Below are 11812 nucleotides of genomic sequence, written 5' to 3'. Positions count from 1 at the left end.
ACTTTATGAATACCGGCAGACCGAACGCCACCGAGAGCGGCCAAGAGCAGAGCCGGGGGCCTCTGCGGTGCTCTGCCGGGAGGGGTGTCCGTGCCGGGCGCTAACCTTGTGTCTCCTGGCACACCCCTCGATTGCTAAGACTGGATGAACGACGATGCATCGGTACAGGTCCCATACCTGCGGCCAGCTCCGCGCCTCCGACGTCGGTGCCGACGTCCGGCTGAGCGGCTGGCTGCACAATCGCCGAGACCTGGGCGGCATCCTCTTCATCGATCTCCGTGACCACTACGGTCTGGTGCAGCTCGTCGCCCGTCCCGGCACCGCCGCCAACGACGAGCTGTCCAAGCTCACCAAGGAGACCGTCGTCCGGATCGACGGCAAGGTCTCCGCGCGCGGCGCGGAGAACGTCAACCCGGAGCTGCCGACGGGCGAGATCGAGATCGAGGTCTCCGAGGTCGAGATCCTGGGCGCGGCCGGCCCGCTGCCGTTCACGATCAACGCCGAGGACGGCGTCAACGAGGAGCGGCGCCTGGAGTACCGCTTCCTGGATCTGCGCCGCGAGCGCATGCACCGCAACATCATGCTGCGTACGGCCGTCATCTCCGCCATCCGGCACAAGATGACCGCGCTCGGCTTCAACGAGATGGCCACCCCGATCCTCACCGCGACCTCCCCCGAGGGCGCCCGTGACTTCGTGGTCCCGTCCCGGCTGAACCCCGGCAAGTTCTACGCGCTGCCGCAGGCCCCGCAGCAGTTCAAGCAGCTGCTGATGATCTCGGGCTTCGACCGCTACTTCCAGATCGCGCCGTGCTTCCGCGACGAGGACGCGCGCGCGGACCGCTCGCCGGGCGAGTTCTACCAGCTCGATGTCGAGATGAGCTTCGTCGAGCAGGAAGACGTCTTCCAGCCGATCGAGAAGCTGATGACCGAGCTGTTCGAGGAGTTCGGCGGCGGGCGTCATGTCACTTCCCCGTTCCCGCGCATCCCGTTCCGCGAGTCGATGCTGAAGTACGGCAACGACAAGCCGGACCTGCGCGCCAAGCTCGAACTGGTCGACATCTCGGACGTCTTCGCGGACTCCGGCTTCAAGGCGTTCGCGGGCAAGCACGTCCGCGCGCTGCCGGTGCCGGACACGGCGGGCCAGTCGCGCAAGTTCTTCGACGGCCTCGGTGAGTACGCGGTCGAGCACGGCGCCAAGGGCCTGGCGTGGGTGCGGGTCGGCGACGACGGCGCGCTGAGCGGCCCGATCGCCAAGTTCCTCACGGAGGACGACGTCAAGGTCCTCACGGACCGCCTCTCGCTCGTCCCCGGCCACGCGATCTTCTTCGGCGCGGGCGAGTTCGACGAAGTCTCCAAGATCATGAGCGCGGTCCGGGTCGAGGCGGCCAAGCGCGCGGGCCACTTCGAGGACGGCGTGTTCCGGTTCTGCTGGATCGTCGACTTCCCGATGTACGAGAAGGACGAGGAGACCGGGAAGATCGACTTCTCGCACAACCCGTTCTCGATGCCCCAGGGCGGCCTGGACGACCTGGAGACGAAGGACCCGCTGGACATCCTGGCGTGGCAGTACGACATCGTCTGCAACGGCATCGAGCTGTCGTCCGGCGCGATCCGTAACCACGAGCCCGAGCTGATGCTCAAGGCGTTCGAGATCGCGGGTTACGACCGCGAGACCGTCGAGCACGAGTTCGCCGGCATGCTCCGCGCCTTCCGCCTCGGCGCCCCGCCGCACGGCGGTATCGCCCCGGGCGTCGACCGGATCGTCATGCTGCTGGCGGACGAGCCGAACATCCGCGAGACGATCGCCTTCCCGCTCAACGGCAACGCCCAGGACCTGATGATGGGCGCCCCGACGGAGCTGGACGAGTCGCGGCTGCGCGAGCTGAACATCGCGCTGCGCAAGCCGGTCGCGAAGCCGTCGGCGAAGGCGGCGGGGTCGGCCGAGTAGCGTTTTTCTGGGTGTGGGCCTCTGCGGCCCTCTGTGGCCCTCTGCCTCTGTTCCCTCCGTCGTCGTGGTTGACGGACGGGACAGGGGCAGAGGGCTTTTTTTGTGTGGCGGTGCGAACAACTGGGCCCGGGGTGAAGGGGGTTGTCGGGTTGACCTGCCGTTCCACTTGAATGCCCACAGTCACCATTGATTTACGGAAAGTAAAACCGCTGTCACGGGGAAAGGTCTTTTCCATGAACCACGACGGTGAACAGCGCGACCAGTACGACCAGTACGACCGGAGCCGCCTGCACGACCACTGTGTGACTTTTCAGCTTCCCGGGCACCCCAGAAGCGTCAGCCGCGCGCGGGACGTGCTGCGGCGTGACTTCGGACTGCCCGGTGAACCCGGTGACACCGCCGCGCTTCTGCTGTCGGAACTCGTCACCAACGCCCTGCGCCACGGGAGCCCGCGCGGGCGGGAGATCGCCGTCACCCTGCTCCGGGTCGAAGGGCTGCTCAGGCTGGAGGTCGAGGACGCGGGCGAGTGCCTGCCCCGGCCGCGCGTTTCGGAGCCGGACGACGAGTGCGGGCGCGGGCTCGCGCTGATCGACGCGCTGGCCACCGACTGGGGGGTGGCACCCCGGAGCGGGCCCGGCAAGCGGGTGTGGGCGACGCTCGAAGTGGCGGGGCGGGGGGATCCGGGGGCAGGGGCAGGGGCAGGGATGGGGGCGGGCGTGGGGTCGGGCGTGCGCGGCTGCCGAAGCTGTCGGACGCTGCGCCCCGAGCCGCCCGATCTGCGCGACCGGGCGTCACAGCCAGGTCGTTGACACGATCGCGCGGGCGGCGCCGACTTCGTGGCGCAGGGGGGCGAGGGGGCTCCGCTCGTCGGTTTCGGCGTGGGTGTGGGCGTTGGCTGCTTCGGTGATGGCGTCGGTGTCGGCGTTGGCTTCGGCTTCGTACGGGTGTGGGTGCGGATCAGGCCGTACCCGTGCCCGTTCCTGGGCCCGGTCCCGGGCCCGTACCGCCGTGCGGCTCGACCGTACGGCCGCGGCCAGCTCGCGCAGTTGGCGTTCGACGCCGGCCACCTCGGCGGGGGCGGGCGGCCGGGCGCCGTGGTCGATACGGACGCGGGCCGCCGTGGTCGCGTCCACGATCCGCTCCACCGCGACGACGAGCGGCCACCAGGTCATGGCCCGGGTGCCGGTGGGCGGGGGTTCGGTCAGGGCGCGCTGGAACTCGGTCCGTACGACCGAGAGTTCACGGTAGATACGGCGGCGCTGCCGCACCCGCTCCGGCTGGTCGGCGCCGGGCGCGAACGCGCTCCGTACGTACTCCGCCGTGTCGTCCACCGCGTCCGCCAGCCGGGTGCCGACCCGGGTGTGCCAGCTCTCCGGCCAGAGCAGATACCCCGCCACCAGCGCGATCGCGCAGCCGATCATGCTGTCCACGAAGCGCGGGAGCACCAGGTCGAAGCCCTCGTGGTTGAGGGTGTCGGAGATCAGCAGGATCACCGGGGTGATGGCAGCCGTCTGGAACGCGTACCCCTTCGCCGACACCGCCGGGACGATTCCCGCGAGCACCAGCATCACCACCACGTCCCACCACCCGCGCGGTGTCGCCGACAGCACCGCCGCCGCGACGACCAGCCCGGCCACCGTGCCGAGCGCGCGCAGCACGGCGCGCGAGAAGACCGAGCCGTAGTCCGGCTTGAGGATGAAGGTGACGGTGAGCGCGACCCAGTACGAACGCGGCACGGCGACCAGCGAGACCAGCGCCTGGGCGAGGCCGATGCAGAGCGCGAGCCGCAGCCCGTAGCGCCAGGACGCGGCGGAGAACAGGACGGCGCGGGCGGCGCGGCGGGCGCGCACGCGGAGGGCGTCGGGGCGGCCGAGGCGGTCGTCGGTGTCGGAGGTGGCGGTGGATGTGGCGGAGGCGGTGGATGAGCCGGTGGGCGTAGGTGTGGGGGTGCCGCCCGTTGCTGCCTCGCGTACCACCGCCGTCGCGTGCCGCAGCGCCGTGTCCACCGCCCGCTCGGCGGGTGTCCCGGGCACCGGCAGCTCCGGGGGCGGGCCGCCGGGGCGGCCGGTGGCGACCGCGTCGGCCAGTTCCCGTACCGCCGCGGGGACGGCGGCGGGCAGCGGGCGGCCACCGGCCGTCAGATGGACGGCGGGGGTGGCCTCGACCAGCGGGATGACCACATTGAGCTGGGCGAGCAGCCGTACGAGCCCGGCGGACCGGCCGTGTTCGCGGGCGCGGCGGGCGAGGACGAGGTCGTAGGCGTGGTTGAGGGCGTCGGTGACGGCCTGGCGTTTCGTGTCGTACGTACCACTGTCCGCCGGCGTACGGCCCGCCGCCTCCAGCAGGTCCGCCAGCGCGCGGTACGTCCGGGCGACGGCGGCCCGTTCCGGTTCCCGGCCGCGCAGGGGCCAGGCCAGCAGCGACAGTGCGAGGACGAACAGCCCGCCCAGCGAGAGCAGCAGCGGCGCCAGCCACCACGGATCCGGCAGCCGCAGACCCGCGCCCACCACCGCGTTGATCAGGAGCAGCAGCCCCGATACGGAGGCCACCGCGCCGATCGACGAGATCATCCCCGAGACCAGCGCGACCAGCGTCAGCACGACGACGGCGAGCCAGCCGCCCTGCCCGTGGACAAGCGTGCCGATCGTCACGCCGACGGCACCGAAGAGCTGCGGGAGCGCGATGTTGAAGATCCGCATCCGGTACGCGTCGGCGGTGTCGCCGAGGATGGCGAACAGCGCGCCCATCGACACCAGCGCGCCGTAGTCCGTCCGGTCCGTGGCGAGACCGACCGCGAGGGGCGCGGCCAGGGCGACGGAGGCGCGGACGACGGCGGCCCGGGGGACGGGGGCGGGGCGGGGGCGCAGGTTCGCGAGGAGCCATGCGGGTGGGGCGAGGCGGGGGGAGCGGTCCGGCTTCTCCGTGCCCCCGTTCGTCTTGTCGTCGCCTTCGCCGTTGTCACTCATGGCCCGCACACTGCCGTACGAGGAGTCGCCGCGTCGCCGCGTCGTCGAGTCGCCGGCTCAGGTCTGGTATCCCTCGACCTCGCCCGCGGGCCGCAGCCGCGCCTCGTCCGGGTTCTCGCCGAACTCCGACTTGGCGCGGCGCTGCCGCAGCAGGTCCCAGCACTGGTCGAGCCGTATCTCCACGGAGCGCAGCCGCTGCTGGTCGTCGGCCGTGAGGCCGTGGCTCTCGGTGGAGCGGTCGCGGAGGGCGCGTTCCTCGGCGACCAGGTCGTTGATGTTCCGGAGGACCGCGTCGTCGCCGCCCGAGGGGTTTGCGAAGTTCATGCTTCGATCCTCCCGCCGTACTACCGCGCCTGCACCTCGGTCGGCTCGGAGTCTGGGCGTTCCGCGTCGGCCGGCTCCGCGTCGGGGCCTTCCGCGTCGGCCGGCTCCCGCTTCGCGTCGGCCGGCTCCCGGTCCGTGTCGGCCGCCGGGAGGTCGAGTGTGACGAGCAGCGACCGGTGGTCCGTGTCCGCGAGGTCGATGAAACGGGCGCTCCGTACGGAGAAGTCCTCGCTCACCAGCACATGGTCGATCTGCGCCCCCAGCGGCCTGGGCACGCCCGCCGGCCAGGACGGGGTCCGGCCCGCCCCCGCCACCAGCGCGCTGGTGCGCAGCCCGCCGCTCTTCAGGAGGGCGCGGAAGGCGGCGTGGTCGCGGGTGGCGTTGAAGTCGCCCGCCACGATGACCGGGGCGCCGTCCTCGCGGGTGGCGGCGGCGTACGTACGGAGGTGGCCCAGCTCCCTACGCCAGTCGTCGACCATGCCGGGGATGGGCGGCAGCGGGTGGGCGAGCTGGAGGTGGACCGTACGGCCGCCGATCCGGGCGGTGGAGCCCGGCATGGCGAGGGTGCCCTTGACACCGGCGGCGGGGGTGAGCGGGAAGACGGACAGGATGGCGGAGCCCGCGGCGCGGTCGGCCGTGACGACGTTGCGGTACGGGTAGTCCGTGGCCGGGATCCGGTCGGCGAGGAGGCGCGCGCAGACGAATTCGCACTCCTGGACGAAGACGAGGTCGGGCTTTTCGCGGCGGATGGTGTCGATGAGGCCGAGCGTGCCCTGGCCGAACTCGACGTTGGAGGTCAGGACGCGGAGACGGGTGGAGGCGGGGCCGTCCGGGGCGGGGCCTGTGTGCGCGGCTGCGGCGTAGTCACCGGACCGGTCGCCGTCCGTGTCGTACGTACGGACCGACCACCCCGTCGCGGCGAGCACCACCAGCGCCCAGACCATCCCCGTACGCCAGCGCAGCAGCGCCGTGGCGAGCGCGGCGAGTGTGAGGGGCACGAGCAGCCAGGGGAGGAAGGCGAGGAGCTGCGGTACGGGGGTGACGGCGTCGGTGCCCAGGAGGCGGCAGCCGGTGAGAAGGGTGGCGCCGACGAGGAAGAGCCCCGTGGCGGCGGCGAGCAGGCGCCTGTGCGGGGGGCGGGACGTGGGCCGGTCTTCGGTCTGGACGTCAGGGCGGACGCCGGGCTGGATGGTGGGTAACCGGGGCACGTTCACGGGCGGGCCTCTCACTCGCTCGACACAACACAACACAAGGGCTCGCGCCCTCGTCCCATCCCATCAGACGCGGTGTGCGGACTGTCCGTTGCCCCGTTGTCGTAGCCCCCAACAGCACGGAGGACGCGCATATGGGGACAACGACGTCTGCCGCTGTCCCCATATGCGCATTGCGTGTTGTGCGTTGCGTGTGTGCGTTGTGTGTTGTGGAGGGAGGTTGTGCTGTTCTTGGTCGGAGTCGGGGCCGGGCGTCAGGTCCTTGCACCGGATCCGAGTCCGTGGTTGCTCGCCAGCGCCCAGAGGATGTACGCCGACAGCGCCATACCCACGACTGCCCAGACCGGCTTGTACGGCAGGTACATGAACTGTGCGACCAGGTTCAGTGCCGCGATCCCCATACCCACGTAGCGTGCCCACTTCGCGCGGGTGGCGAGAAGTGCCAGCCCGGCGAGGAGAAGCAGGACGCCGAGGGCGAAGTGGATCCAGCCCCACGAGGTGATGTTGAACCGGTAGGCGTAGCCCGTGACCCGGTCGAGGAAAGAGTCCCTTCTGATGCCTGTGATGCCCTGGAGGATGTTGGTCGCCCCGGTGACCACCATCAGAACACCGGCAAGGATGCTGCCGCCAACAGCCCAGGCGGCCTTGCGCTCGGCATGCGCGCCGGTGCCGGACCCGTAACTGGTGGTGCCGAAGTCCGACGACGTACTCATGCCCCTTCCTGTGCCAGTTGTGCCTGTGCCCATGCCCGTGCCTGAGGTGGGGGGCCTGTGTGCTGTGTTCTGGCTCATACAGCCCATGGTGCTCCAGATGGAACAAAAGGGACATTCGAGTGGGTGGTATCGGCATAAAGATTAAGTAAAGGACGGTATGTCGCCTGGTCAGGTGCGGGATGGGCGACGGGAGGTACGGCGCGGGATACGGGGAGCGGTGGGGGTCGGGGCGGTCGGGGCGGTGGGCGCGGACGGTGGCGGCGCCGGGTGCCGCGGCGCGCGGCGGCGGCCGGTGAGCCATGCGCCGAGGGCCAGGGCCGGCCCGGCGGCCAGGACGGACCAGGCGGCCGTACGCAACGAGACGGTGAGCGCGTCGTAGAGCGCGCGGGCGGCGGAGCGGTCGCCGTTGTTGGGCAGGTCCGCCAGTACGGAACCACGGGCCACCGCGACCGCGATGACCAGCAGCGCGGCACCGGCCGTGAAGGCGGCGCCGACGCGGATCAGCGCGCGGCGGCGGTCGGCGGCGAGCAGGAGGGCCACCGCCGCGAGAACCACCGTCCCCACGGCCGGCCAGATACCGGCGGTGCGGAGTCCCTGGGCGACAACGCGCCAGACGCCGAGGCCGTTGGACTCCAGGACGGTGATCTCCGTGTGCCGTACGGGGATGCGGTTGGCGAACGGCACGTGGTCGGTGACCAGTTGTCTCTTCACCTGCTCGGCGATGGGCGCGAGGTCGATGGTCACGGTCCGGTCGTTCTGGCCGTTCTTGCGGTGCCCGCCGGGAGTGTTCTTCCCGTTGCTGTGGTCGCCGCTGAGGACTTCGGCGGCGGCGGAGTGAACGGCGCGGGCGGCGGTCCGCCAGGCGTTCTTGAAGGCTTCGGTGGTCGCGAAGGACAGCACGGCCTCGTGCAGCAGACTCCGGACGCTCTGGTGGAGCGGACCCACTCTGACCTGCGTCATCACCTCGTCAGTGATCCGGTCGGCGACCGCCTGCCGTACGTGGGGGTCCGAGTCGAGCGGCGCCACGGTCGAGATGAAGCGGCCGGTGTCACCGACCTCCAGGTCGGACCAGGCGGCGATGGCGCTGACGGGGACGAGCAGCGCGAGCAGGACGATCAGGGCGCCCGAAACGAGGGGGTGGGGGTGGGGGTGGGAGCGGCGGGCGTGGCGGACGCGGCGGCGAGCGGGAGAGGGGGGCACTCTCCCAGGGGATGGCGCGCGGGCGACGGGCGCGAGCGGGGCGCCGCCGACCCGGTGAGGTTGACGCGCGGGACGGCCGGGTGTGCTCTGGAGTGGGGATAAACGGGGGGCGCAGGGAAGGAGCCCCGGTCATGGCCACACCCGTACGGATGTCGACGCGGCACCGCGTCTCGTGGCACCGCGCAGCAGCACGGTCCGCCGCCGTCACCACCGGCCCACAGGGCGCCACGCGGTACGGCACCACGACCTCGACCAGGACCAGGGCCAGCAGGCCCATGGCGGGTGCCACGGTCGTACGCGACACCGCCACGCACGGCGGCCGCCGCCACCGCCGCCTGTCACCGCTAGCCCTGGCGGTCTCTCTCGTCCTGGGCATCATCTACGGCGCGTACGCGGCATCCATCGCCCGCGACGGCGGCCCGGCCACAAACGGCCAGCTGGCCTTGGCGCTGATCTCCGGAGCGGTGCTGCTGGCCCTGCTGGTCGGGCTCCTCCTCGTACAGCACTCCCTGCCACGCGAACCCCGCGCCGCCGCCTGGGGCGCGCTGACGGGCGCGGCGGTCGGCTTCCTGGTCTGCCTCTCGGGCCACAGCGTCTTCTCGTCCTCGGGCCTGGGCCTGATCATCGCGGCGGGCGTCACGGCGACGGTGTACTACGCGCTGTACGCACGAGAACCGTGACGTGACGCGGGTGGGCGCGGGTCAGTACCAAGAGGTAGACCGGGGTGTGCGGGGGCGAGGTGCTTGGCGCTGGGCCGCCCCTCCTCCTGCCAGTGTCGCGCCTCCAGGGGAGGTGTAAAGGGCGCTCCTAACGTCGCGTCGGCTGCGCCGACTCCGCTGCGCTCCGCCCTTGACACCTCCCCTTCCGGCGCGTGTACGGGAGAGGGGGGGCGGCCGGGGGGAGGGGGCCCGGGGGGTCCGCTGTTCTGCCGGTCGGTTCAGGGGCTGGCGGGCGGGTGGGCCCTGCGGGGCGCGCGGCAGAGGAATGGGGTGACTCGGCACCGGCTCAGCGGCCGGCGGTCCGCTGTTTGCTGAGACTCATGCCCCGCTGGGCGCCGTGGGGTTGTTGTCTGCGGGTCAGAGCGGAACTCTGTCGGGGGTGTGCCGGTGGCGGAGGTTGTTGGGCGTGGGGCCGCCCCTCCGGCCTTTGAGTGTCGCGCTTCCGGGCCGGGTGTAAAGGGCGCTCCTGCGTCGCGTCGGCTGCGCCGATTGCGCTGCGCTTCACCCTTGACACCCGTCCCTCCAGCGCAAGTGCGGGTGCGGGAGGGGCGGCCGGGGGGAAGGGGGGCCCAAGAGGTGGCGCCGTACTGCCACTTGGCTCAGGGGCTGGCGGGCCGGTGGGCCCTGCGGGGCACGCGGCAGAGGAATGGGGCTGCCCGGCTCGTCTCAGCGTCTGACGGCCGCCAGTTCCTCAGACACATGCCCCGCTGGTCACCGTGGTGTGGGTCGTGGGATTTCTGGGGCGCGGGTGGCGGCAAGTGGGCCTCTGGAGGCTGTCCATGCGTCCTGGAGTGCTCCTAACGCACCTGAGGACACATGTGCCGCCCGAGGAGACCCTCAACGGGTCGCCAAACCGGTCTATATGGAGCATGTGGGTGGGGGTGGATGGCCCGGGAGGCCGACCGGGCGGCGGGCTCCGCCCGGCGGTGCGGGAAGGTGCCTACTGGGGCGCGCGTGGTGCCAAGTGGGCCCCTGGGGGTCGTCTATGCGTTCCGGAGGGCTGCTAACGCACCTGAGGACACATGTGCCGCCCGAAGGGACCCTCAATAGCCTTCCAAACAGGCGCATACGGGATAGATCGGCAAGGGGGCGGCCCGCAGACCCGGCCGGGCCGCAGAACCCGTCCGCCTTCCGGGCACCACAACGCATCGGTGACCAGCGGGGCTTGCGTCTCAGCAAACGGCGAACCGTCAGCCGCTGAGCCGGTGCCGAGTCACCCCATTCCTCTGCTGCGCAGCCCCGCAGGGCCCACCCGCCTGCCAGCCCCTTAGCCGAGTGGCAGTGCAGCGGACCCCTTGGGCCCCCTCCCCCCGGCCGCCCCCCCTCTTCCGTACACGCGCCGGAAGGGGAGGTGTCAAGGGCGGAGCGCAGCGGAGTCGGCGCAGCCGACGCGACGAAGGAGCGCCCTTTACTCCTCCCCTGGAGGCGCGACACTGGCAGGAGGAGGGGCGGCCCGGCAAGCACCAAGCGCCCAGCGCCTCGCTCCCGTACACCCCTGCTTACCTCTTGGTACTGACCCGCAGGGACCGCGTCACCCTCACCCCTCCCCGCCCCCACCGACCGTGATTCGAAAGTGACTTGTTGTGTGGGTGGGTGCGAGATTAGGTTTGCCTTACTGGTCCGGAGGAAGCCGGGCTGTCGTCAGGGAGGCTCACGTGCTCAGAATTTCCACCGGCCGTGGCACCCTGGGCGTTGCCGTCGTCGCCGTGCTCGCCGTCGCTCTCACCGCGTGCGGGGGCAGCGGCAGTGACGACGCGGGTTCGGCCAAGAGCGGGGCTTCCGGCGCGGGTTCCGGTGCGGGGGGTGGGACTCGTACCGTCAAGACGGCCATGGGTGACGTCGAGGTGAAGGACTCCCCTCAGCGCGTCGTCGTGCTCGACACCGACTCGCTCGACTCGGCCATCACCCTGGGGATCGCCCCGGTCGGGGCCACCACCGTGGCCGACAAGGCTCCCTTCGCCGCGTACCTTCCTGCGGACAAGACGAAGGACATCAAGCCGGTCGGGGTCATCGCCACCCCCAACCTCGAAGCCATCAACGCGCTGAAGCCCGACCTGATCCTGAGCAGCAAGGTCCGCGACGAGAAGAACTACAAGTCGCTCTCCGCCATCGCCCCCACCGTCCTCACCGAGTCCACCGGTGGCCCCTGGCGCGCCAACTTCGCCCTGCACGCCGACGCCCTCGGCAAGGCGGACGAGGCGAAGCAGGTCGTCTCCGACTACGAAGCCCACGTCAAGCGCGTGACCGACGCGCTCGGCGGCGCCGCGAAGGCGCAGCAGACGAAGTTCGGCTTCGTACGGTTCCTGGAAGGCGCCGACACCCGCCTGTACTTGAACGACACCTTTGTCGGTTCCCTCTTCAAGGACCTCCAGGTCGGCCGGCCCGCCAATCAGGACAAGGACGGCTTCTCGCTCGACGTCAGCCCCGAGCAGATCGACCAGGCCGCCGCCGACGTCATCTACTACTCCACCTACGGCGACGTGGACAAGGCCAAGGAGACGTCGATCACCGCCGGTCCGCTCTGGAAGAAGATCGGCGCGGTCAAGAACGACCAGGCGTTCAAGGTCGACGACAACCTCTGGATGCTCGGCATCGGCTATACGGGCGCGGGCCAGATCCTGGACACCATCGAGCAGAACGCGAAGAAGTAGTGGAGCAGTGAGCGGCGGCCGGGCGGTTGCCGCGCGGCCGCCGAGCGGGAACTGCGCTGCCGTCGTGCGGCGTCCCCTCC

General features: G+C 71.1%; 9 protein-coding genes. 4 read left to right on the top strand and 5 right to left on the bottom strand.

Annotation, left to right across the window (positions count from 1 at the left end):
* Nucleotides 1-154: 154 nt before the first annotated feature.
* Nucleotides 155-1948 (top strand): aspartate--tRNA ligase, encoded by a 1794-nt coding sequence (aspS, locus tag DVK44_RS15000; RefSeq protein WP_114660132.1) that lies wholly within the window; start codon nucleotides 155-157, stop codon nucleotides 1946-1948.
* Between the two features lie 233 nt (nucleotides 1949-2181).
* Nucleotides 2182-2757, top strand: a complete 576-nt coding sequence (locus tag DVK44_RS14995; RefSeq protein WP_114660131.1) for an ATP-binding protein — start codon at nucleotides 2182-2184, stop codon at nucleotides 2755-2757.
* On the opposite strand, the gene DVK44_RS14990 is transcribed toward DVK44_RS14995, so the two are convergent.
* The 5 genes from DVK44_RS14990 to DVK44_RS14970 form a co-directional block, all read right to left on the bottom strand.
* The gene (locus DVK44_RS14990) at nucleotides 2740-4914 is read right to left on the bottom strand and encodes an FUSC family protein (RefSeq protein WP_114660130.1); all 2175 of its coding nucleotides are present in this window, start codon (nucleotides 4912-4914) and stop codon (nucleotides 2740-2742) included. The two genes, DVK44_RS14995 and DVK44_RS14990, sit on opposite strands and share 18 nt — an antisense overlap.
* A gap of 57 nt (nucleotides 4915-4971) precedes the next feature.
* A complete protein-coding gene (locus DVK44_RS14985) occupies nucleotides 4972-5238 on the bottom strand; it encodes a DUF2630 family protein (protein ID WP_114660129.1) in 267 nt (88 codons plus the stop codon).
* 20 nt (nucleotides 5239-5258) lie between these two features.
* Nucleotides 5259-6452 (bottom strand): endonuclease/exonuclease/phosphatase family protein, encoded by a 1194-nt coding sequence (locus DVK44_RS14980; protein ID WP_228447157.1) that lies wholly within the window; start codon nucleotides 6450-6452, stop codon nucleotides 5259-5261.
* 251 nt (nucleotides 6453-6703) lie between these two features.
* A complete protein-coding gene (locus DVK44_RS14975) occupies nucleotides 6704-7162 on the bottom strand; it encodes a DUF7144 family membrane protein (RefSeq protein ID WP_114660127.1) in 459 nt (152 codons plus the stop codon).
* A 168-nt stretch (nucleotides 7163-7330) separates the two neighbouring features.
* Entirely contained in the window at nucleotides 7331-8362 is a 1032-nt protein-coding gene (locus DVK44_RS14970; protein ID WP_228447156.1) for a hypothetical protein, read from the bottom strand.
* 131 nt (nucleotides 8363-8493) lie between these two features.
* Here DVK44_RS14970 and DVK44_RS14965 point away from each other — a divergent pair, with 131 nt between their 5' ends.
* Together DVK44_RS14965 and DVK44_RS14960 are read left to right on the top strand one after the other, a co-directional pair.
* The gene (locus DVK44_RS14965) at nucleotides 8494-9042 is read left to right on the top strand and encodes a hypothetical protein (RefSeq protein WP_228447155.1); all 549 of its coding nucleotides are present in this window, start codon (nucleotides 8494-8496) and stop codon (nucleotides 9040-9042) included.
* Between the two features lie 1694 nt (nucleotides 9043-10736).
* Nucleotides 10737-11732, top strand: a complete 996-nt coding sequence (locus DVK44_RS14960) for an ABC transporter substrate-binding protein (protein ID WP_114660126.1) — start codon at nucleotides 10737-10739, stop codon at nucleotides 11730-11732.
* The last annotated feature ends 80 nt before the right edge of the window (nucleotides 11733-11812 follow it).

The sequence above is a fragment of the Streptomyces paludis genome (genome assembly GCF_003344965.1).
In the GTDB taxonomy this organism is placed as follows: domain Bacteria; phylum Actinomycetota; class Actinomycetes; order Streptomycetales; family Streptomycetaceae; genus Streptomyces; species Streptomyces paludis.
The sequence above is the reverse complement of the archived record's forward strand: the minus strand, read 5'-3'. Positions and strand labels throughout refer to the sequence as shown.